Source organism: Streptomyces sp. NPDC093591 (genome assembly GCF_044764885.1).
GTDB lineage: Bacteria > Actinomycetota > Actinomycetes > Streptomycetales > Streptomycetaceae > Streptomyces.
This window is the reverse complement of sequence record NZ_JBIWIY010000003.1, coordinates 240,676-263,132: the sequence shown is the minus strand read 5'-3', so window position 1 is coordinate 263,132 and position 22,457 is coordinate 240,676. Positions and strand designations below refer to the sequence as shown.

Genomic DNA, 22,457 nt, shown 5'->3' with positions numbered 1-22,457 from the left:
GTTCTACTTGGCCCGGCGGGCCACCGTGAAGTGGTCGATCCGGTCACCCGTCTCGGCGATGCCCTGGACCTTCAGCGTGGCGTACCGGCCCCTCGGCGCGGGCGTGACGTCCACGCGCAGGAAGGAGTAGTTCAGGTAGCGGACGCGCGACCAGGCGACCGTCTCGTTCTGCTTGCCGTCCTTGAGATTGACGAAGGAGGCCACGGAGTCGACCTCGTGCTCGTGCCCCTCGTAGGAGTCCGGCGCGCTGAACGCGTACAGGCTGCGGCCGGCCGCCCCCGCCGTCACGTACACCACGCCCTCGGTCTCGGGGTACGCCGTGCCGCCGATCGGCAGCTTCTTGACGACCTCGTTCCCCTTGATCACATCCGTGCGCTCGTACTGGTGGTTGTGCCCGTTGATGACGAGGTCGACCGTGTACTTCTCGAACAGCGGCACCCACTCCTGGCGCACACCGCCTTCCGAGGCGTGCGCCGTGGAGGTGCAGTACGCGCAGTGGTGGAAGAACACGACGATGAAGTCGATGTCCTTCGCGGCCCGGTACTTCTTCAGCTGCGCCTCGAACCACTTGGTCTGGGTGCCGCCGGAGAGGCCGAGGTTGGCCGGGATCTCGAAGGAGACGTCGTTGGGGTCCAGCGAGATGATCGCCGTGTTGCCGTGGACGAAGGAGTAGACGCCCGGCAGGTGCTTCTTGTCCGGCCCGTTGTCGGGGAGCGTGAAGCGGGCCTCCTCGCCGCCGTAGCCGTTGGGCGAGTACCAGGCCTCCATGTCGTGGTTGCCGTACGAGACCATCCACGGCACGGACTTGGCGACCGACTCGGTCTGGGCGAGGAACTGGTCCCAGGTGCGCGAGTCGAAGCCGGTGTCGGAGGCCTTGCCCTGGCCGGTGGGGTCGCCGTACGCGATGTCACCGGCGTGCAGGTGGAAGACCGGGTTCTGGCCGAGGATCAGGCTGTCGTTGGCGAGCGCGTGGTAGCTGACGCCCTGGTCGCCGAAGGCCGTGAAGGTGAAGGGGACCTTGTGCGCGGGGGCGGTGGTGAAGGTGCCGAGCGTGCCCAGCAGGTGTGGCTCGGCGGGGTCGAAGCCCGTGTGGCCGACGCCGTAGTAGTACGTCCGGCCGGGGCGCAGGTGGGTCAGCTTGGCGTGGACGTAGTACTGGGTGTGGTCGGCGCTCGCGCCGACGCCGGCCGGGGTGTACAGCGTGCGCACCTCGGCCTCGATCTTGCGGGAGAGGTCCCAGGGGTGCGCGCCGATGCGGATGAACGGCTTCCGCACGGCGACCGGGACCTGCCAGGAGACGGTCATCTCCGTGCGCGGGTCGTTGCCGTAGGCGAGGTGGCGGCCGAAGGGGGCGACGAGGGCCCCGTCGACGGTCTCGGTGGCCGCGGCGGTGCGCTGGGTCGGTACGGCGGCCTGTGCGGTGGCGCCCGGCACGAACGCGCCACCCGCGACGGCGCCCAGCGTGACGGCGCCGCCCCTGATCATCGTGCGCCGCGAGAATCTGGCGCGCAGGTACTCGTGCTGCTCGGCCATGCTCATGCGCTCGGCGAGCTGCTGGGGTACTCCCATGCGAGGAATGTCCATGGCGTCCGAAACTCGTCCCCTCAGGCAACGGGATGCGAGCCGACGCATGGACAGCTCCGGAACAGGCCCCCATGAGACCCTCAACGTTCTGCCAAGAGTTTCAACAGCCGGTTGCCAACCAGTTGCCCGAAATCGGGCAGAAATCTTGCGAACGAGTCTCCGATAACCCAGGATCTACCGAGTGCACGACGACCTTGTTGATCACCTGACCCGCACCACCCCTCTCCACCGGGGCGAGGCGCTGCGGGTGATCCAGGATGTGCTCGCCTACTTCGACGAGACGACCGAGGAATACGTCCGTCGCCGCCACCGCGAGCTGCAGGCCCAGGGCCTGGTGAACGCGACGATCTTCGAACAGATCGAGGCGGACCTGAAATACCGGGCAGTGGCCCCGGCGGAGCTCACCCTCCGCCAGCTGCGCCGGATCGTCTACGGCTAGGAATACACATATGTGCGGAATCGTCGGATACATCGGGAAGCGTGACGTAGCGCCCCTGTTGCTGGAGGGCCTCCAGCGCCTGGAGTACCGCGGCTACGACTCGGCGGGCATCGCCGTCACCTCCCCGAAGGCGGCGGGCCTGAAGACCGTCAAGGCCAAGGGCCGGGTCCGCGACCTGGAGGCCAAGGTCCCGGCGCGCTTCAAGGGCACCACCGGCATCGCCCACACCCGCTGGGCCACCCACGGCGCCCCCTCCGACGTGAACGCCCACCCGCACCTGGACGCCGAGGGCAAGGTCGCCGTCGTCCACAACGGCATCATCGACAACGCCTCCGACCTGCGCCGCAAGCTGGAGGCGGACGGCGTCGAGTTCCTCTCCGAGACCGACACCGAGGTCCTCGTCCACCTCATCGCCCGCTCGCAGGCGGAGAAGCTGGAGGACAAGGTCCGCGAGACGGTCCGGCTCATCGAGGGCACGTACGGCATCGCGGTGCTGCACGCCGACTACCCGGACCGCATCGTCGTGGCCCGCAACGGCTCGCCGGTCGTCCTGGGCATCGGCGAGAAGGAGATGTTCGTCGCCTCGGACATCGCCGCGCTGGTGGCCCACACGCGGCAGATAGTGACGCTGGACGACGGCGAGATGGCCACCCTGAAGGCCGACGACTTCCGCACCTACACGACGGAGGGCACCCGCACCACGGCCGAGCCCACCACCGTCGAGTGGGAGGCCGCGTCGTACGACATGGGCGGCCACGACACCTACATGCACAAGGAGATCCACGAGCAGGCCGACGCCGTGGACCGCGTCCTGCGCGGCCGCATCGACGACCGCTTCTCCACCGTGCACCTCGGCGGCCTCAACCTGGACGCCCGCGAGGCCCGCCAGATCCGCCGCGTGAAGATCCTCGGCTGCGGCACCTCGTACCACGCGGGCATGATCGGCGCCCAGATGATCGAGGAGCTGGCCCGCATCCCCGCGGACGCCGAGCCGGCCTCCGAGTTCCGCTACCGCAACGCGGTCGTGGACCCCGACACCCTCTACGTGGCGGTCTCCCAGTCGGGCGAGACCTACGACGTCCTGGCCGCCGTCCAGGAGCTGAAGCGCAAGGGCGCCCGGGTCTTCGGCATCGTGAACGTGGTCGGCTCGGCGATCGCCCGCGAGGCGGACGCCGGCATCTACGTCCACGCGGGCCCCGAGGTCTGCGTGGTCTCGACCAAGTGCTTCACCAACACCACGGTCGCCTTCGCCCTTCTCGCCCTGCACCTCGGCCGTACCCGCGACCTCTCGGTCCGCGACGGCAAGCGCATCATCGAGGGCCTGCGCAAGCTGCCCGCGCAGATCGCCGAGATCATGGAGCAGGAGGCGGAGATCGAGAGGCTGGCCAAGCTGTACGCCGACGCCCGCTCGATGCTCTTCATCGGCCGTGTCCGGGGCTACCCGGTCGCCCGTGAGGCCTCCCTCAAGCTCAAGGAGGTCTCCTACATCCACGCCGAGGCCTACCCCGCCTCCGAGCTCAAGCACGGCCCGCTGGCCCTGATCGAGCCCGCCCTCCCGACGGTCGCGATCGTCCCCGACGACGACCTCCTGGAGAAGAACCGCGCCGCCATGGAGGAGATCAAGGCCCGCAGCGGCAAGATCCTCGCGGTCGCCCACCAGCCCCAGGAGAAGGCCGACCAGACCATCGTCGTCCCGAAGAACGAGGACGAACTCGACCCGATCCTCATGGGCATCCCCCTCCAACTCCTCGCCTACCACACGGCCTTGGCCCTGGGCAGGGACATCGACAAGCCGAGGAACCTGGCCAAGTCGGTAACGGTGGAGTAGGAACCTAAGGGGCGCGGGGCCGTATCGATTTGCGTCTCCGCCGCGCGGGCGCGAGCAACCCCCACAAGCCCGCAGAGGCCCCCCAAACAGGAACGGACCCCCACGTGATGCCACCATTCACGGGGGGTCCGTCCAGTTCGCCGGGGAGCCGCCCAACCCCCCAGCCCGCGCAGCTACCCGGTGGCCGTCACGCCCCGGCCCGCAGCGCGTCGCGGAAGCACGGTCGGCCAGTGGGCCATCGCCGCGGTCGCCGCATACCAAGCCACCGCACCCGCGGCGACGGCGAACCAGCCACCCACCTCGGTGAGCCCGTCATTGCCGGCGAAGTGGGCGATCGCCATGAGCACCAGGGACACGAAGAACAACCCGTACGCTCCCTGCCCGAGTTGATCCCCACCCGCGAGCGTGAGGGACAGCGCCACAAGGGCGAACAGCAGCAGGAACAGTCCCGCCGCGTTGTCGGAGACGGCCGCGTCGGCGGAGACCGCCCAGGTGAACCAGAGGGCGCCGAGCGTCACGAACGCGGTCCCGTTCGCGGAGTCACGATCGCGCAGGGCCATCAGCCCGGCGACGAAGAGGGCAATTCCGCCCACGTACTGGGCGATTGATACGGCGTCAGCGGCTGACACACCGTCGATCACATCGGTGTACCCCAGCCCGAAGGCCAACAGGGTGATTCCGAGGGCGAGTCGGCCGACCACGGTAGTGGTTCCGCTTCCCGCAGAGACGTCGTTGTCCACGGCGGGCTCCCTTCATGCATGTGCAGTTGTGCGGTGACCCGTATATGCCCTTCACAAAGGCACAAACACCTCTACGCGTCAGTAGATTTGCGCACTGCACAAAGGAGACCGGCGCTTCCCAGGCGGCATCTCACCTGGGCCAACGGCGAGTTACGGAATGACAACGACGGGACGCTTGGCCCGCTTGGCGAGCCGCCCCGCGACCGACCCGAAGATCCGCCCGACGATGCCGTGCGTGGAGCCGACGACGATGGCGTCCGCCTCGTACTCCCGCCCGACCTCTTCGAGTTCATGGCAGATGTCACCGCCGCGCTCGACGAGGATCCAGGGCACCTCGGCCAGGTAGTCGGCGCACGCCAACTCCAGCCCGAGCACTTCGGTGCGATGGTCCGGCACGTCGACGAAGACCGGCGGCTCGCAGCCGGCCCACACCGTGGTGGGCAGCCGGTTGGCGACGTGGACGATGATCAGGCCCGACCCGGAGCGATGGGCCATGCCGATGGCGTACGCGAGGGCGCGCTCACTGGAGGTGGAGCCGTCGAAGCCGACGACGACGCCGTGCTTGAAGGCGGGGTCGCAGGCTTGGCGGGACTCGTCCGCCGCCAGGGGATCGGCCGCAGTCGGGTCGGCGACCTGGCGCTTGCGGTCCGCGGGTTCGAAGAATTCGTGACCGGCCATGGCTGTCTCGGCGTATTGATCCTTTATGGGTGGGCCCGCGAGCGGAGCTCGCCGACGGATGCAGCAGTGTGGCGGAGCTGTGTCCGGGAATGGTCTTCCCAACCCCATACCCCCAAGGGTACGGCGGCACGCCTCCTTAGCCCCGGATCCCCGCTCACGGTCGTACGGGTTCCAGGGAGCATGCACGAGGGGACGCCCGTAACGCAATGGTTGCTGCGGTGTACAGGCGGTTTGCACAGGGTTCACCCACGCCCACTGCCGGAACGTTCCCGCACCAGTGACCGACCGCTCGAACACGCGTTGATCTCCCTGAGCCACCACCCCAGGCGAACCCCAGGAGTACCCACCCATGCCCGGACCCCGCACGCCCTCCGACGACAGCGCCACCGATGTGGTCCGCTGGGCGGCCTTCAGCTGCGTCCTGGTCCCCGTGGTGCTCCTCTGGTACGGCACCTCCCTCGCCGGCGCCGCGGGCACGGCCTTCGGCCTCGCCGCCGTGACGGCCGTCTGCCGTCTGCTGCTGCGCCAGTCGGAACGCGGCGCGGCACGGCTGAAGGACGAGGACCGCACCACCCCGTCGCCCTCGCGTCGCGGACGCCACCACAGGACCGGAACCGGGGCCCATAGAGGCGGACGTCACACTGGTTGAAATACACCGGTCGGCTGACCGGTTTCCGTGCACGGGCACGCTGCTTTTCAGCCAACTTCTGGCGCGCATGCATCCCCTGCCCAGAACACCCCCCAACCCCCGTTCCACCTGCACGGAAAGGGCCTCAGGGGCCCTGCGCACCCTACGTGGATTGGCCACTGCGACAAGGCGCACTTCCCTGCACGGCCCGTGAGTGCAACGCTTCGTGATCGAATGCTTCACGCCAAGTTGCCAAGTCGACAATGTGCCGAGTGTCGAACCGGCCACTGAGGCGCGACGCGACACAGTAGATTCGATCTTGACTGTCTACGGCGGGGGACTCGTGCAGGACCGAGGGGAAACGTGCAGGAGCGACACAACCGAGGAGCCGCGACCACCGAGGGGGGCTTAGCAGGATGAGCCACGACTCCACTGCCGCGCCGGAAGCCGCGGCCCGGAAGCTTTCCGGGCGACGCCGCAAGGAGATCGTCGCGGTGCTGCTGTTCAGCGGCGGTCCCATCTTCGAGAGTTCCATACCGTTGTCGGTGTTCGGGATCGACCGCCAGGACGCCGGCGTGCCGCGCTACCGCTTGCTGGTGTGCGGCGGCGAGGAAGGCCCACTGCGGACCACAGGGGGCCTGGAACTCACCGCGCCACATGGCCTGGAGGCGATCTCGCGGGCGGGCACGGTCGTCGTGCCGGCCTGGCGTTCGATCACCTCTCCACCGCCCGAGGACGCGCTCGACGCTCTGCGTCGGGCGCACGAGGAAGGCGCCCGCATAGTCGGGCTGTGCACCGGTGCCTTCGTCCTCGCCGCGGCGGGCCTGCTGGACGGCCGCCCCGCGACAACGCACTGGATGTACGCACCGACGCTGGCCAAGCGCTACCCGTCGGTGCACGTCGATCCGAGAGAGCTGTTCGTCGACGACGGCGACGTCCTGACGTCGGCGGGTACGGCGGCCGGAATCGATCTCTGTCTCCACATCGTGCGGACGGACCACGGCAACGAGGCGGCCGGGGCCCTGGCCCGCCGTCTGGTGGTCCCACCGCGCCGATCCGGCGGTCAGGAGCGCTACCTCGATCGATCTTTACCGGAGGAGATCGGCGCCGACCCGCTGGCCGAGGTCGTCGCCTGGGCGCTGGAGCACCTCCACGAGCAGTTCGACGTGGAGACGCTGGCGGCACGCGCGTACATGAGCCGCCGCACCTTCGACCGCCGATTCCGCTCGCTGACGGGCAGCGCCCCGTTGCAGTGGCTGATCACCCAGCGGGTCCTGCAGGCACAGCGTCTGCTGGAGACGTCGGACTACTCGGTGGACGAGGTGGCGGGCCGCTGCGGCTTCCGCTCGCCGGTGGCGCTGCGCGGCCACTTCCGCCGCCAGCTCGGCTCGTCGCCGGCCGCGTACCGCGCGGCGTACCGTGCGCGGCGCCCCCAGGCCGAACGGCAGACGGACATGGAGCCCACGACGGGCCCCGCCGTCCAGCAGGGCCCGCCTCCCAGCCCGTACCCGGAGAGCGGCCCGGTCCCGCCGCAGACCCGCCGCACCCCGGCGCCCGTCGGCCCGTCCGCGCCGTCGGAGAACGGGCGTGAGCTGTACGTCGGCGGCCGGGCCAGCCTGCCGGGCCAGCGCAGCGGAGCGTGACCTTCTGACGCCGGGCGGGTGCATTTCAGCCCGTCCGGCGTTTGAGGACGAGGCCCGCAGGGCCGATGGCGGGGGTCCAGGGGGCGGCAGCCCCCTGGTACGCCGCCTGCGACACCGGGCACCCCAAAAGCGGACGTCAGCCGTAGGGTGTTCGCATGAACGATCGCATGGTGTGGATCGACTGCGAGATGACCGGCCTCTCGCTGTCCGACGACGCGCTCATCGAGGTTGCCGCCCTCGTCACCGACTCCGAGCTGAACGTACTCGGCGAAGGAGTGGACATCGTCATCCGCCCGCCGGACGCGGCGCTGGAGACGATGCCGGAGGTGGTGCGTCAGATGCACACCGCGTCCGGGCTGCTCGACGAGCTCGCCGGCGGCACGACGCTGGCGGACGCCGAGGAGCAGGTCCTGGCGTACGTACGCGAGCACGTGAAGGAACCCGGCAAGGCCCCGCTGTGCGGCAACTCCGTCGGCACGGACCGCGGCTTCCTGCTGCGCGACATGCCGACGCTGGAGGACTACCTCCACTACCGCATCGTCGACGTCTCGTCGGTCAAGGAGCTGGCCCGGCGCTGGTACCCGCGCGCCTACTTCAACAGCCCCGAGAAGAACGGCAACCACCGCGCCCTCGCCGACATCCGCGAGTCCATCGCCGAACTCCGCTACTACCGCGAGGCCATCTTCGTAGCGCAGCCCGGCCCCGACTCGGACACCGCGAAGTCGATCGCCGCGAAGCACGTTCTGCCTGCTCAGTAGGCGTATGCGAGGGGTCTGCCAGGGGCGCCGCAAAAGCTGTGCGCGAGCACCCCTTCGGACCCTGTACACTTTTTCTCGGCCGGTCGGGGACTCCACAAAGTCGATCGCCGGTCATGGTGGGTGTAGCTCAGCTGGTAGAGCACCTGGTTGTGGTCCAGGATGCCGCGGGTTCGAGTCCCGTCACTCACCCCAGGCCTTCAGCCGGTGACTTCATCAAGAAGTCACCGGCTGAAGCTTTTTCACGCCGCTCCTTCCTGGGGCAGGCCATAGGCTGCGCACGATGCCGCAGCCCCGCGTACCCGCCGAGCCCATCCGCACCGCCCGCCTCGACCTCCTCCCGCTGCGCGTCGAGCACGCCGAGGAGATGGCCGTCGTCCTGGCGGACCCGGCGCTGCACACCTTCACCGGCGGCACGCCCCACTCCCCCGCCGACCTGCGCGCCCGTTACGAGCGGCTCGTCGCCGGATCCCCCGACACGGGCGTCTCCTGGTGCAACTGGGTACTGCGGCCGCGCGCGGAGTCCCGTCTCGTGGGCACGGTCCAGGCCACGGTCACCGGGGACCACAGCGCCGAGATCGCCTGGGTGGTCGGCACACCGTGGCAGGGGCGGGGGTTCGGGTCCGAGGCGGCGCAGGGGCTGGTCGCCTGGCTCGGGGGACGGTCGGTGCGTACGGTCGTCGCGCACATCCACCCCGACCACCTGGCCTCGGCGGCGGTCGCCGCGGCGGCCGGGCTCGCCCCGACCGCGGAGGAACAGGACGGGGAGAGACGGTGGCGGCTGGTGCTGCATCCCTGAGAAACAGGGCGGCGACCGCCGCTACCCCGCCGACGTCGCCTCCCGCCACGCCCGCACCAACTCCCGTACGGTCGCGAAGCGTTCGCCGGGGTCGGCGCGGGTGGCCCGGTCGAGCACCGCAAGCTGGGCGGGCGTCCCCCGCCACGCCCGCTCCTCGTCGCCGGCGTCCATCAGGAGGCGGGTGGCGCGGCCGAGGGCGTGGACCGTGGTGCGGAGGTCGATCAGCGCGCCGCGGCGGAACTCCTCCGGGGCCATGAAGCGGCGTGAGCCGGGGAGCCGGTCCTCGGTCAGTGAGAACGGGCCGGGGCGGTATTCGTCCAGGTCGATCAGGTGGAGTTCGTCGCCCGCGAAGTCGTACAGGAACGTGCCGTCGTAGAGGTCGACGGCGACGTGCCCCGCGGCCTCCACCGCCAGGTGGGCGTCCAGCACGCGGTCCACGGCACGGTGGACCCGGTCGAGCGGCAGGGCTCGGAAGCGGGCGAGGGGGCTGTCGGGGTGGGCTCGGCCGCCGTGAGTGCGGAGGGTGGGGTGGTAGAGGACCTCGCCCGTGTGCCATGGCATCACCACCGCCGTACCGGCACCGCCCCGCACTCCGAACCGGTGCAGCTGCGGGACGATCACGGGATGGCGTACCGCCCGGTGGAACGCCCAGGCCCGGTCCAGGGAGCGCCGGGCCGGGCCGGTCGCCGCCTCCTTCACGAACCAGCGGTCGCCGTCCGGGAGTCGGACGCCGTACGACACACAGCCCGAGTCCTGGTCGCGGAAGGCGCGCAGCACCTCGCCCACGGAGCGCAGGTACGGCTCGACCTCGCCGACCTCGGTGAGGTCCAGCAGGGCGTGGCCGCTCACGACGACGCCCGCACCACCAGTTCCGTCGCCAGCACCATCTGCGGGCGTTCCAGGCCCCGCGACACCGCCGGCCGGCGATCCGCGATCTCGGCGAGGAGGAGGTCCAGCATCCGGCGGCCCATCTCCTCGATCGGCTGGCGGACGCTGGTCAGCGGTGGCTCCATGTGGCGGGCGATGGCCGAGTCGTCGTAGCCGACGAGGGCCACGTCGTCGGGGATACGGCGACCCGCCTCGCGCAGGGCCTGGCGGGCGCCCGCCGCCGTCACGTCCGATCCGGCGAAGACCGCGTCCAGGTCGGGGCGGCGCTGAAGGAGTACCTTCATCGCCCGGGCACCGCCCTCCTCCGTGAAGTCGCCCGCCTCGATCAGCCCCTCGTCCACCTCGTGCCCCGCGTCCCGCAGGGCGTCGCGGTAGCCGTCGACGCGGCGCTGGGCGCCGTAGACGTCGAGGCGGCCGGTGATGTGGGCGATCCGTGTGCGGCCTCGGGACACCAGGTGCTCGACGGCCGAGCGGGCGCCGCCGTAGTTGTCGGAGTCCACCGAGGTCAGGGTCTCCGCGGCGGAGCGAGGGCCGCTGATCACCGCGGGGATCTCCAGCTGGGCCAGCAGGTCCGGCAGGGGGTCGTCCGCGTGGACCGAGACCAGCAGGACGCCGTCGACGCGGTGGGCCGCCAGGTACTGGGCCAGGCGACGCCGTTCCCGGTCGCTGCCGGCGAAGATCAGCAGCAGCTGCATCTCCGTCTCGGAGAGCTCGGCGCCCACGCCTTTGAGCATGTCCGAGAAGTACGGCTCCGCGAAGAACCGCGTCTCCGGCTCGGGCACGACCAGCGCGATCGCGTCCGTGCGGTTCGCCGCCAGGGCGCGGGCCGCCGTGTTCGGGACGTAGCCGAGCTCCGCCACCGCCGCTTCCACCGCCGCGCGGGTCGCGTCACTGACCCGGGGCGAGCCGTTGATCACCCGGGAGACGGTGCCCCGGCCCACGCCTGCGCGGGCCGCCACCTCTTCGAGGGTGGGCCGACCACCGCTTCGGCCCCGCGCTCCGTGGGTTGCCATGGGCTCCGCCTTTCCCGCCGATCCTCACGCTGGCCTGGAATCTAACAGTCCCGTCTGTTGGACTGACCCCGTCCGGAAGCTGCCGCCCCCGGGCCCCTGCCTCGGCCGGATCGCCTCGTCCTCCGCCGCCGGACCGGATCAGGCAAGTCCAGTTAACGGCCCGATAACTGAACGCATCTCTCCGCCCCCACTCCCTTGACACCCCCGCTCGGACCGACGAACCTTCAACTCATCACCTGTGGGAGCGCTCCCACAGTACCTGACACATACACATCCCGCACGTTCCCCGCCCGAGCCGCAGCGAGAACAACGAACGGGCCCAACAGTGCAGTTGGCCGGGGGGTCGGCACGTCAGGCAACAGGAGGACGCAATGCGCACGAGTACCCGTGGGTCCCGCCGGCTGGTGGCCCTCGCGGCCGCGGCCGCGCTGACGACAGGGCTGCTCGCCGGCTGCGCCGAGGACTCGGACGACGGCACTCCGAACGAGGGCGGTGGCAACGGCGGCGGTGGCAAGACCACCCTCACCATCGGCACCTTCGGCACCTTCGGCTACAAGCAGGCCGGCCTCTACGACGAGTACATGAAGCTCAACCCCGACATCTCCATCAAGGAGAACGTCACCACCCGTACCGACGTCTACTGGCCGAAGGTCCTCACCCGGCTCCAGGCCGGCGCGGGTGCCGACGACATCCAGGCGATCGAGGTCATGAACATCACCGAGGCCGTGCAGACGCAGGCCGACAAGTTCGTCGACCTCGGCAAGGAGGTCGACAAGTCCCAGTGGCTGGACTGGAAGAACGCCCAGGCCACCACCGAGGACGGCAAGCTGATCGGACTCGGTACCGACATCGGCCCGATGGCGATCTGCTACCGCAAGGACCTGTTCGAGAAGGCCGGCCTGGAGACCGACCGCACCAAGCTCGCCGCGCAGTGGAAGGGCGACTGGGGCAAGTACGTCGACCTGGGCAAGGAGTACATGAAGAAGGCGCCGAGCGGCACCAAGTTCGTGGACTCGGCCTCCTCCGTCTACAACGCGGCCCTCGGCGGTGCGCCCGAGCGCTACTACAAGGACGACGGCACCGTCGACTGGGACAAGTCGCAGGGCGTCAAGGGGGCCTGGGACGTCGCCATGGACGTGGCGACCAGCGACATGTCGGCGAAGCTGAAGCAGTTCGACAAGCCGTGGGACCAGGGCTACGCCAACGGCACCTTCGCCACGGTCGCGTGCCCGGCCTGGATGATGGGCTACATCCTGGAGAAGTCCGGTGAGTCGGGCAAGGGCAAGTGGGACGTGGCGGCGGCGCCGACCGCGGCCAACTGGGGCGGTTCGTTCCTCGGCGTGCCGACGGCGAGCAAGCACCAGAAGGAGGCCGTCGCGCTGGCGAAGTGGCTGACCGCGCCCGAGCAGCAGGCGAAGGTCTTCGCCAAGCAGGCCAGCTTCCCGTCGACCCCGTCGGCGTACTCGACCCTGAAGCCGGCGGCCGCCACCACCGAGTACTTCTCGAACGCGCCGATCACCCAGATCTTCTCCGACTCGGCGAAGACCATCCCGACCCAGTACTTCGGCATCAAGGACCAGGCGATCAACACCGCGCTGACCGACGTCGGCATCCTCCAGGTCGAGCAGAAGGGCAAGAGCCCTGACGAGGGCTGGGACGCGGCCTCCGAAGAGATCAAGGACGTGCTCGGCCAGTGAGCAGCTCCAAGCAGGCCCTCGCGCATCCCGCGTCGAGCGCCGACGCCGCGCCCGGTGACCAGCCGGGCGCGGCCGGCCGCGCTCGCGGTCGCGGTACGCCGCCGCCGGGCAACGGTTCCTGGCGCAGCCGGCTGTACCGCTGGGACATGAAGGCGTCGCCGTACGCGTTCATCGCCCCCTTCTTCATCGTCTTCGGGGCGTTCTCGCTGGTCCCGCTGCTCTATACGGCCTGGTACTCGCTGCACAACGTGCAGCTGGCCGACCTGGACGGTCAGACCTGGACCGGCCTGGACAACTACCAGAACCTGCTGTCCTCGGACTTCTTCTGGAACGCGCTGTGGAACACCTTCACCATCGGCGTGATCTCCACGGTGCCGCAGCTGCTGATGGCGATCGGTCTGGCGCACCTGCTCAACTACAAGCTGCGCGGCTCGACCGTGTGGCGGGTCGTGATGCTCACCCCGTACGCCACGTCGGTGGCGGCGGCGACGCTGGTGTTCGTGCTGCTGTACTCGTGGGACGGCGGCATGATCAACTGGCTGCTGGAGTCCGTCGGCATAGACCCGGTCAACTGGCGTGAGTCCGACTGGGGTTCGCAGTTCGCGGTCTCGTCGATCGTGATCTGGCGCTGGACGGGCTACAACGCGCTGATCTACCTGGCGGCGATGCAGGCGATCCCGGCCGACCTCTACGAGTCCGCGGCGATCGACGGCGCCAACCGCTGGCAGCAGTTCCTCCACGTGACGATCCCGCAGCTGCGGCCGACGATCCTGTTCACGGTGGTCGTCTCGACGATCGGCGCCACCCAGCTCTTCGGTGAGCCCCTGCTGTTCGGCGGGGTGAGCGGTTCGAAGGGCGGCTCCGAGCACCAGTACCAGACGCTCGGCCTGTACATGTACGACCAGGGCTGGATCATCGGCAACCTGGGCAAGGCGTCCGCGATCGCCTGGTCGATGTTCCTGATCCTGCTGATCGTCGCCGTGATCCAACTGCTGGTGACCCGACGGCTGAGGAAGTCCCAATGACGGCAACTGAACTGACGGCTCCTCGGGCCGAGAAGGTACGGCAGCCCCGGCGGCCGCGGGTCATGGGTGCCGGCAAGCAGCTGCACGCCGGCCCGCTCACGTACGTCGTCCTGTCCGTCTTCGCGCTGGTCTCGCTGGCCCCGCTGGTGTGGACGGCGATCGCGGCCTCGCGCACCGACCAGCGGCTCGCTCAGACCCCGCCGCCGCTGTGGTTCGGCGGGAACCTGTTCAAGAACATGGAGCGGGCGTGGGATGAGGCCGGGCTCGGCACCGCGATGTTCAACACCACGTTCGTCGCGGGCACGATCACCATCAGCACCGTGCTGTTCGCCACGCTCGCCGGTTTCGCCTTCGCCAAGCTGCGGTTCCGGTTCTCCGGCGTCCTGCTGATGCTGACGATCGGCACGATGATGATCCCGCCGCAGCTGGCGGTCGTACCGCTGTATCTGTGGATGGCGGACCTCGGCTGGTCGAACCAGCTCCAGACGGTCATCCTGCCGACGCTGTGCACGGCCTTCGGTACGTTCTTCATGCGCCAGTACCTGCTGCAGGCGCTGCCGACCGAGCTGATCGAGGCGGCGCGGGTGGACGGCGCGAGCAGTCTGCGGGTCGTCTGGCACGTGGTCTTCCCGGCGGCGCGGCCCGCGATGGCCGTCCTCGGCCTGCTGACCTTCGTGTTCGCCTGGAACGACTTCCTGTGGCCGATCATCGCCCTGAACCAGGAGAACCCGACCGTGCAGGTCGCTCTCAACTCCCTCGGCACCGGCTATGTCCCCGACCAAGCGGTGATCATGGCGGGCGCCCTGCTCGGCACGCTGCCGCTGCTGATCGCGTTCCTGCTGTTCGGCAAGCAGATCGTGGGAGGCATCATGCAGGGCGCGATCAAGGGTTGACGCGCCCTGCCTCACCTCGGTCGTCTCAGTCGTACGTCCTCGGGGGCCGGGTCACCGCCGCCCCGGCCCCCGCGCACCGCCTTCCCCCCTCCGCCTCTACACCCGTCGGTCTCCACGACCCCCTATGGGAGCGCTTCCATGCCTGAACCCATGTCCTCCGTGTCCTTTCCCCCCGCCTTCCTCTGGGGCGCGGCGACGTCCGCGTACCAGATCGAGGGGGCGGTGCGGGAGGACGGCCGCACCCCGTCCATCTGGGACACCTTCAGCCATACGCCGGGCCGGACCGCCGGCGGCGAGCACGGTGACATCGCTGTCGACCACTACCACCGCTACCGCGAGGACGTGGCGCTGATGGCCGAGCTGGGGCTGTCGGCGTACCGCTTCTCGGTCTCCTGGTCGCGGGTGCAGCCGACGGGCCGGGGCCCCGCGGTGCAGCGGGGTCTGGACTTCTACCGCCGCCTGGTGGACGAGCTGCTGGCGCACGGCATCAAGCCCGCCGTCACCCTCTACCACTGGGACCTCCCCCAGGAGCTGGAGGACGCGGGCGGCTGGCCGGAGCGCGACACGGCGTACCGGTTCGCCGAGTACGCGCAGATCGTCGGCGAGGCGCTCGGCGACCGCGTGGAGCAGTGGATCACACTCAACGAGCCGTGGTGCAGCGCGTTCCTGGGCTACGGGTCGGGGGTGCACGCGCCGGGCCGCACCGAGCCGGTGGCGACGCTGCGGGCGTCCCACCACCTCAACCTGGCGCACGGGCTGGGCACGTCGGCCCTGCGCTCGGTGATGCCGGCCCGCAACTCGGTGGCCCTCAGCCTCAACTCCTCGGTGGTACGGGCGCTTTCGCAGGACCCCGCGGACCTGGCGGCGGCCCGGAAGATCGACGACCTGGCCAACGGGATCTTCCACGGCCCGATCCTGCACGGCGCGTACCCGGAGAGCCTGTACGCGGCGACGGAGCTGGTGACCGACTGGTCGTACGTCCTGGAGGGCGACCTGGCGGCGATCAACCAGCCGTTGGACGCGCTGGGGTTGAACTACTACACCCCGACGCTCGTCTCGGCGGCCGAGACCGAGGTCAACGGCCCGCGGGCGGACGGCCACGGGGCGAGCGAGCACTCGCCGTGGCCCAGCGCGGACGACGTGATGTTCCACCAGACCCCGGGCGACCGCACGGAGATGGGCTGGACGATCGACCCGACCGGCCTGCACGAGCTGATCATGCGCTACACGCGCGAGGCGCCGGGCCTGCCGCTGTACATCACCGAGAACGGCGCGGCCTACGACGACAAGCCCGACCCCGACGGCCGCGTCCACGACCCGGAGCGCATCGCCTACCTGCACGGCCACCTCTCGGCGGTCCGCCGCGCGATCGCCGACGGCGCCGACGTCCGGGGCTACTACCTGTGGTCCCTGCTGGACAACTTCGAGTGGGCGTACGGCTACGAGAAGCGGTTCGGGGCGGTGTACGTCGACTACTCGACGCTCGCCCGGACGCCCAAGTCGAGTGCGTACTGGTACGGGAAGGCGGCACGGACGGGGGTGTTGCCCGCGGTGGAGACGCAGGTCTAGCCGAGGGCGGCCGGGCGGGGGCGGGGCGCGGCACGCGGAGGGGACGTGCCGCGCCCCGCGGCTTTCCTGCGGGCGAGCTCGGCGGACGGCGTCTCAGTCGTGGATCCCGACGTGGGCGAAGACGACGTCTCGTACCGCGCGGACCGCGTCGGTGTCGATGGCCGCGAGGACCGGGACCGCGTGGTGCCAGCCGTCGGGGGTCAGCGCCTCGGCGAGGAGGGCCCTCGCGTGGGGAAGGTCGGGGCCGGCGGGCGGGGGGAAGAAGTGGGCGGCGAGGCGGCGGGCGGTGCCCTCGTAGTCCAGGAACTCACGGCTGAGTGGAGCGACGGGGACACACGCCACGTACTCCGCGAGAGCGACGAGCGCCTCCGCACGCGCGTCGTCGACCGCCATGGAACGGATGACCGTCTCGGCTGCGGCGAGGTCGCCCAACGCGGCATGGGCGAGGACTTCTATCTCTGCCGGCCGGTAGAACGGCGGGCGCTCGTGTTCCGCGGCCACCTGATCGAGGAAGCGGGGGGCTACGGCCGGCTCGACAATGGCCTTCAGCAAGCCCAGCAGCGCCCGGTCCGTGATGAGGTGGTCCCACGCGTCATCCAGCTCGCGGACGAGCTCCTGGACGTACCGGCTCCGCTCGCTGTCGTACGGCGCCACCGTGGCGAGGAGCCTTCCGAGTTCCGGCACGGGCACGTGCAGCGCGGCCGACATCGCTTCCTGGGCGAGGCGGTCCGCCGTCTTCGGGTCGTGGCGCCACAGGCCGGCCGCCGCCTCCGCGTGGGCATGCAGGGATGGCATGACCGAACCCCTGACTTCGAGCTTTCCCCTCAGCTGCTCCATGGCTTCCAGCGCGCGATCCGCCGCGCCCACGGACGCCCATGCCTGGACGACAGCTGTCACGAGAGCGTGGCCGTGGATCTCCTCCATGGTGGAGATCACTCCTGCGGCGGCCTCGGACGCTCGTTCGGCCAGCCGCGATGCCAGGGCGGCGTCCTCACTCCCGACCGCCCTGGCGACGGCGGCGAATCCCCATGCTCGTACGTCGGGGGTTCCGATGGTCTCGACGAGACGCTCGGCGTCATGGGGCATGCCCGCCGTGGCGAGCGCGCTCGCGAGGTGAACCAGCCGCTCACCCTGGGCCGAGTCGGCCACCTCACCCGTCAGGTCATGGGCGTTCTCGGCCTGTTGGAGCAGTCGCAGCGCCCGCTCGGGCTCGGTCTCGGCAAAGCTCTCGGCGAGCACGGCCAGTGCTGTGGCGACGCTCCGCCACTTGCTGTCCTCCGTCGTGAGCAGCAGGGCCTCCAGGTCATCGGCGGATCCGGACGCGACAAGCAGGCGAGCGACGCGGGCTACGGATCGGTCGCTCTCCCGCTCGTACTCGATGACGGGGTCGTCGAAAACGTCCACCTCAGCCCATGCTTCGGCGACTCGCCCGGCACGCGCCCATGCTTCGGCGACCGCCCTGCTGGTGTCCAGCGCCATGATGTGCAAGTGGTGCCACACCGAGCTCTTCGCGAGGTTCAACCTCTGCCGCAGCCGTAGGGCCTCGTCCACCCGACCGGTCGCGGCGAGCGCTGTCACGGTTCGGTGGACGCCGTACCCGTCGCTCCAGCGTGCCGAGTTGCCGGGCGTGCCGGGCTTTCGCAGGACGCCCTCGGCGTACGCCAAGGACAGTTGCAGGGCCCGCTCGGCCTGACTCGGGCGAACGGTATGGAGGACCTCCGCGACAACCGCGGTCACGTTGCCGAGGTGGGCCGAGGGGCCTTCGGAGAGCGCGACCACCGCGTCGTAGAGCACTGCCGCACGGCCCGGTGCGCCGCGGGCAGTCCACTCTGCGGCTATGCCGGCCCGCGCGTACGCCGCGTCGCACAGGTCGTCCATCTGCTCCGCCAGGCCCTCCGCCTGCTGCAGCAGTTGCTCGGCGCACTCGGCGTCGTCGGCCGCACGGGCGGTGGCCAGGACGGCTTCGATCCCCTGTGGGGAGGCGGGTTCCCGCAACTCGCCGAGCCGACGCAGCGCCTCGCTGTGGTTCCCCGTCCCCATCAGCACCGCGGCCAGGGTGCCCAACGCGGCGTCGATCTCCTCGTCGGCCACTTCGTCGTAGTACGTCGGTCTTTCCGCCACCAGCTGCCGGATCAGCCGCACGGCCTCCTCCGCCAGTCCCACCGCCCGCCGGTCTCCCGTGCCGGCCAGCACGCGCGCGACGGATGACAGTGCCCGTGCCCGGTCCACCGGTTCGAAGATGCTGTGGGCGAGGCCGATGGCGTGGCGGACCCGGCCGAGACCGGCGTAGACCGCGGGGATCTCGGGATGGAGCTGTTTGTTGCGCCGGGCCAGTAGGTCCCCGGCGGCCACCAGGCTCGCCAGGGTGCCCAGGTCGTCGGGGGCGACGCGGCGCACCACCTGACCGGCCGCCGCGATCTCCGCGAGGCAGGCCGCGTCGCTGCCCGTCACTTCCCTCAGCCGGTCCCGTCGTCGTACGTCCGTCGCGAGCGCGGCGGCGCGGTGCGCGTCGTTGAGGAAGGTGACCAGACGGCCGTACGGCTGGAGCAGGTAGAGCGGGGTGTGCTGCGGCCAGCCCTGTCGCCGGTAGCTCTCCGCCCAGGCATGCAGCCGCTCCCAGTAGGCGTCCACGTCCCGTCCCAGCGCTTCCTGCGCGGCGGCCAGGAGTGTCTCGTGCGCGAAGAGGAAGCCGCGGCCGGCCACATAGAGGGTGACGTCTCCGCCGCTGTCGGTGCCACCGCCGGTGCCGCGCTCGCGAAGGATCCGGCCGAAGGCGCTGCCGAGCCGCCGATCCAGTTCGTGGGTCTGTGCGGCGGTCAGTTCCCGCAGATCGTCGACGGTGAGCGTGCCGCGCGCCGCCGTGAGCAGGCCGACCAGATCGACCTGCAACCGGTCGCCGGACAGCGCTCGCCGGAGGTCCAGCTTGGCCTCGTGCTCGATGTGCCGGGCCTCCTCCGTCGCGGTGAGGCCGAGGACTCGGCAGTGGCGCAGGGGGTGTTCGTCCTTCAGGTCCGGGGGGAGGTCGGGGCTCGGGCGGCCGGTCACCAGGACACGGACGTTCGGGGGAGGCCGCCTGGGCAGCAGCGAGGCGATGCTCGGACCGTTGCCGCCGGGTGTCAGGGACTGGTCCTCGTCCAGTCCGTCCACCACGAGGAGCAGGGTGCCGCCCTGCTGCGCGACGCGTTCGGCGGCCTTGCCCAGGAGCAGGTTGCGCAGCCCGTCCCGGGCCGCCGGCGAGTGAGGGCCGGAGGGTGCGTGGCCCGCGATCGCCGCCAGTTGATCGATGAGGGCGCCGGTGAAGGCGTCGCTGTCGGACTGGCGGGCGTTGCGTGAGGTGATGAAGAACCACACCGGGACGACACCGCGGGGTGGGTGCAGGGCGAACCACGCGGCCAGCGCCGTCTTCCCGGCCCACGGCCGCCCCTGAAGCCTCAGGTACTGCTCGGGGCCGCTGCAGAAGGCTACGAGGTCACGGAGTTCGGACTCCCGGTCCTTGAGTTCCTCGGGGGCGAAGTCCTCGGTGAGCTGAGCCCGGTAGGCCTCCTGGATCAGGTCGAACGTGGTGGCGGGCAGCGCTTCGGGCAGCGCCCCGGGGGACAGGGCGCAGCCCAACGACTTTTCCAGTGCCGCCAGTTCCGCGCCGGAGAGCGCCTCGGCCCAGCGGTCCACGCGGCTCGCCGCGATGCGTCCGGTGCCGTCACCGCCATGGCGACGCGCGACGATCCCGACGAGCCGGCTGTTGCCGAAGACGGCCGCTCCGGACATGCCTTCCCAAGGGTCCCGGTCGGGATCCGGGTCGTCGGCGGGTGGCGGGGAGACAGTGAGGTCGAGGGTGCCCTCACGTCGGTTGGAGAGGACGGCGCACTTCGTGTGGATGTGCTCCGCGTCACGGAAGCGCGAACCGTCGTCGTCCGTGCGGAGCTTGAAGCGGGGGAAGCCCATGGTCGTGCAGGGCAGCACCGCGTCCTGGTCGCCGACCCAGCCGAAGACGGCGGGCACGATGTCCGTCGCCGGCTCCGCCGTGAAGGCGAGGACCGCGACGTCGATGGCCTGGTGCCGGTACCGCACCACGGCTTTGAAGGTCCGCTCCCCCGGCCGGTCGGCCTGTAAGCGGACTTGGACGTCGTCCGTGCCGTCGACGACATGGGCGGCGGTGAGCAGCCTGCCGGGGGCGAAGACGTAACCCGTGCCGCGTCGGGCCTCACCGTGCTCCGATGCCGCGACGACGATCTCGGCGACCTGCCCGGGCCGAAGCCCGCCCTCAGCGCTCCCCGTCAACCTCGCCGCCCGCGATCAGCACCGTCCGTGCCGTGTCCCCGCCCGCCGGAACGACCTTCGGGGTGAGGGTGACGGTGACCCGCTGCGTCTGCGCCTGCGCGTACTTGCCGTTCGCCCCGGCATCGACGACCCAGAGCCGTACCTTGCCGTCCGCGCCCGCCTCCCGGCTGACGGCGACCGTCGCCTCGAGCTCGACGGGGCCGAGCTCGAACCGCAGGGCCTCACCCGCTCCGTCCGTCAGGGCAGTGCTCAGCTGCTGCCTCAACTCACGGATCATGTCGGACAGTTCGATCACGTTTCCCCCTTGCCCACGGTGCTCAGATGCTACAAGTCCGCGCACGGGCGACCGGCCGCGAGCATCGACGTCCGAGGTCGGCATGACCGGCGGGCGCCGCACACCTCTCGTCAAGCGCGCGTGCCCCGGCCGGATGGGGGAAGACCGGCCGGGGCACGCCCCCCGTGGTTCGAGAGGCGACCTGGGTCAGTTGTAGGCCGCGAACGCCTTCGAGAACGCGAACTTCTCCTGGAGGATCGAGCTGCACGTCGCGTCCGCCGCCGGCTTCTCGCCGCCCGCGCACTGCTTGTCCCGCGTCGCCGACCACATCGACAGCCAGCCGAGGCCCTTGGACCGGGCGAAGTTCACCAGCTGGGTGGCGTCGTCGACCTTGAAGATCTCGGTGGTGACGTCGTTGACGCCGATCATCGGGGTGACCGCGACCGTCTTCCAGGCGGCGCTGTCGGAGAGGCCGAGCACGCTCTTGACCTGGGCCTGGGTGGCGGTGGCCGCCTGCTCGGCGTAGGTGCCCATGTCGCCGCTGTACGCGGGGCCGTAGTCCATCGCCATGATGTTGACGGTGTTGATCTTCACGCCGTTCCGCTTGGCGTCGGCGAGGAGGTCGACGCCCGGCTGGGTGAGGCCCTCCGGCATGACGGGGAGGGTGAAGGAGACGTCCAGGTCGGGGTGGGCCGCCTGGAGCTTGGCTATCGCCTGGGCGCGGCGGGTGTTGGCCGCCTTGTCCGGCAGTGCGCCGCCCTCGACGTCGAAGTCGACCTTGGTCAGCCGGTACGCGTCCACGACCTTGCCGTACGCCGCCGCCAGCGCGTCCGCCGAGGAGCAGGTCGTCGCCAGCTCGCTGCCGGCCGCACCGCCGAAGGAGACCCGGACGTCGCCGCCCTTGGCGCGCAGGTCGCCGATCTGCGCGGCCACCGCGTCACCGCCGAGGTCCGTGACACCGCCCCACTTCGGGGTGCAGCCGCCGCCGTCGGTGACGAAGGCGAGGTTGTAGTCCTTCACGCCGGTCGCCTCGACGCTCGCCGACAGGTCGAAGGCCGGGTAGAGGGAGGTGTCGATGTACGGGGCGAAGCCGGCGGTGTCTCCGGTGCCGGTGCCGGGGCTCTCCGAGGGCTCGGTGGAGGGGGTCGCGCTCTGGGTGGGTGTGGCCGTCGGCTCCGGTGTGGCCGTGGGCGTGGCGGATTCGGTGGACGTCGGGCGGCCGCTCGGCTCGGGTGTCGCGCCGTCGTCCGTGGAGCACGTCACGTCGTCGATCAGGCAACCCGTTGGCGCACCCGTGCCGTTGACCACGAAGCCGACCGTCACCGACTCACCGGCGGCCAGCCCGTCCGTGTCCCACTTCGGCGGTGTGACGGTGACGTGCTGCCCGCTCACACTCGACTCGGCGTTCCACAGGGAGCTCAGCTTCGAGCCCGACGGCAGGTCGAACTCCAGCGTCCAGTCCTTCTCCGCCCCGCCGCTGTTGTTGGTGACGACGTACTGCGCGGTGTAACCCGTCGACCAGTCACTGGTCTTCGTGTACGCCGCCCCGATCCCGGCCGCCTGGGCGGTACCCGTGAACAGGATCGCGCCACCGCCGACCACGGCCGCGGCGACGAGACCGCCGATCGCCTTGTTCCTGCCGCTGACCTTGCGCCGGTGCGTACTCATCACGTGCCTGCCTTCGCTCATCACGGGGGTTCCCGGGGGTGGGGTGCGGCAGCACGCT

General features: G+C 70.4%; 18 protein-coding genes and 1 tRNA gene. 11 read left to right on the top strand and 8 right to left on the bottom strand.

The annotated features are described in order from the left end of the window. Nucleotides 1-3: 3 nt before the first annotated feature. The gene (locus ACIREI_RS07840; RefSeq protein WP_403328625.1) at nt 4-1,569 is read right to left on the bottom strand and encodes a fibronectin type III domain-containing protein; all 1,566 of its coding nucleotides are present in this window, start codon (nt 1,567-1,569) and stop codon (nt 4-6) included. Nucleotides 1,570-1,765: 196 nt separating this feature from the next. Here ACIREI_RS07840 and ACIREI_RS07835 point away from each other — a divergent pair, with 196 nt between their 5' ends. After that, entirely contained in the window at nt 1,766-2,023 is a 258-nt protein-coding gene (locus ACIREI_RS07835; RefSeq protein ID WP_403328623.1) for a hypothetical protein, read from the top strand. 10 nt (nt 2,024-2,033) lie between these two features. Then, entirely contained in the window at nt 2,034-3,851 is a 1,818-nt protein-coding gene (glmS, locus tag ACIREI_RS07830; protein WP_403328620.1) for a glutamine--fructose-6-phosphate transaminase (isomerizing), read from the top strand. Between the two features lie 173 nt (nt 3,852-4,024). Here glmS and ACIREI_RS07825 read toward each other — a convergent pair whose 3' ends face one another. Both ACIREI_RS07825 and ACIREI_RS07820 read right to left on the bottom strand, forming a co-directional pair. After that, complete coding sequence (locus ACIREI_RS07825) at nt 4,025-4,591, bottom strand: GPR1/FUN34/YaaH family transporter (protein ID WP_403328617.1); 567 nt, start codon at nt 4,589-4,591, stop codon at nt 4,025-4,027. 150 nt (nt 4,592-4,741) lie between these two features. Then, nucleotides 4,742-5,269, bottom strand: a complete 528-nt coding sequence (locus ACIREI_RS07820) for a universal stress protein (RefSeq protein WP_302000523.1) — start codon at nt 5,267-5,269, stop codon at nt 4,742-4,744. A gap of 349 nt (nt 5,270-5,618) precedes the next feature. Here ACIREI_RS07820 and ACIREI_RS07815 point away from each other — a divergent pair, with 349 nt between their 5' ends. From ACIREI_RS07815 to ACIREI_RS07795, 5 genes are all read left to right on the top strand, one after another. Beyond that, complete coding sequence (locus tag ACIREI_RS07815; RefSeq protein WP_403328614.1) at nt 5,619-5,918, top strand: hypothetical protein; 300 nt, start codon at nt 5,619-5,621, stop codon at nt 5,916-5,918. Between the two features lie 395 nt (nt 5,919-6,313). Beyond that, nucleotides 6,314-7,540, top strand: a complete 1,227-nt coding sequence (locus tag ACIREI_RS07810) for a GlxA family transcriptional regulator (protein WP_403328612.1) — start codon at nt 6,314-6,316, stop codon at nt 7,538-7,540. A 155-nt stretch (nt 7,541-7,695) separates the two neighbouring features. After that, nucleotides 7,696-8,298: an oligoribonuclease gene (gene orn, locus ACIREI_RS07805; RefSeq protein WP_403328609.1), complete on the top strand. Its 603-nt coding sequence runs from the start codon at nt 7,696-7,698 to the stop codon at nt 8,296-8,298. Between the two features lie 116 nt (nt 8,299-8,414). Continuing rightward, nucleotides 8,415-8,490, top strand: a tRNA-His gene (locus ACIREI_RS07800). 88 nt (nt 8,491-8,578) lie between these two features. Then, entirely contained in the window at nt 8,579-9,094 is a 516-nt protein-coding gene (locus ACIREI_RS07795) for a GNAT family N-acetyltransferase (protein WP_403328606.1), read from the top strand. A gap of 21 nt (nt 9,095-9,115) precedes the next feature. Here ACIREI_RS07795 and ACIREI_RS07790 read toward each other — a convergent pair whose 3' ends face one another. Further along, nucleotides 9,116-9,943 carry a serine/threonine protein kinase gene (locus ACIREI_RS07790; protein WP_403328603.1) on the bottom strand — a complete coding sequence of 276 codons (828 nt, stop codon included), beginning with the start codon at nt 9,941-9,943 and terminating at the stop codon, nt 9,116-9,118. Then, nucleotides 9,940-10,995: a LacI family DNA-binding transcriptional regulator gene (locus tag ACIREI_RS07785; protein ID WP_403328600.1), complete on the bottom strand. Its 1,056-nt coding sequence runs from the start codon at nt 10,993-10,995 to the stop codon at nt 9,940-9,942. The genes ACIREI_RS07790 and ACIREI_RS07785 overlap by 4 nt, the downstream gene beginning before the upstream one ends. 371 nt (nt 10,996-11,366) lie before the next feature. Here ACIREI_RS07785 and ACIREI_RS07780 point away from each other — a divergent pair, with 371 nt between their 5' ends. From ACIREI_RS07780 to ACIREI_RS07765, 4 genes are all read left to right on the top strand, one after another. After that, nucleotides 11,367-12,692, top strand: coding sequence for an ABC transporter substrate-binding protein (locus ACIREI_RS07780; protein WP_403328597.1), 1,326 nt, complete (start codon nt 11,367-11,369; stop codon nt 12,690-12,692). Continuing rightward, on the top strand, nt 12,689-13,717 hold the full coding sequence (locus ACIREI_RS07775; protein ID WP_403328594.1) for a carbohydrate ABC transporter permease: 1,029 nt from the start codon (nt 12,689-12,691) through the stop codon (nt 13,715-13,717). The genes ACIREI_RS07780 and ACIREI_RS07775 overlap by 4 nt, the downstream gene beginning before the upstream one ends. Then, nucleotides 13,714-14,610, top strand: a complete 897-nt coding sequence (locus tag ACIREI_RS07770) for a carbohydrate ABC transporter permease (RefSeq protein ID WP_403328591.1) — start codon at nt 13,714-13,716, stop codon at nt 14,608-14,610. The genes ACIREI_RS07775 and ACIREI_RS07770 overlap by 4 nt, the downstream gene beginning before the upstream one ends. A gap of 150 nt (nt 14,611-14,760) precedes the next feature. After that, on the top strand, nt 14,761-16,179 hold the full coding sequence (locus tag ACIREI_RS07765; RefSeq protein ID WP_403329440.1) for a GH1 family beta-glucosidase: 1,419 nt from the start codon (nt 14,761-14,763) through the stop codon (nt 16,177-16,179). Nucleotides 16,180-16,272: 93 nt separating this feature from the next. Here ACIREI_RS07765 and ACIREI_RS07760 read toward each other — a convergent pair whose 3' ends face one another. The 3 genes from ACIREI_RS07760 to ACIREI_RS07750 all read right to left on the bottom strand — a co-directional run bounded on the left by ACIREI_RS07760 (nt 16,273) and on the right by ACIREI_RS07750 (nt 22,399). Beyond that, nucleotides 16,273-20,457 carry a trypsin-like peptidase domain-containing protein gene (locus ACIREI_RS07760; RefSeq protein ID WP_403328588.1) on the bottom strand — a complete coding sequence of 1,395 codons (4,185 nt, stop codon included), beginning with the start codon at nt 20,455-20,457 and terminating at the stop codon, nt 16,273-16,275. Continuing rightward, nucleotides 20,441-20,752: a trypco2 family protein gene (locus ACIREI_RS07755; protein ID WP_403328585.1), complete on the bottom strand. Its 312-nt coding sequence runs from the start codon at nt 20,750-20,752 to the stop codon at nt 20,441-20,443. Before ACIREI_RS07755 ends, ACIREI_RS07760 begins: the two co-directional genes overlap by 17 nt. A 186-nt stretch (nt 20,753-20,938) precedes the next feature. Continuing rightward, a complete protein-coding gene (locus ACIREI_RS07750; protein ID WP_403328582.1) occupies nt 20,939-22,399 on the bottom strand; it encodes a cellulose binding domain-containing protein in 1,461 nt (486 codons plus the stop codon). Between the last annotated feature and the right edge of the window lie 58 nt (nt 22,400-22,457).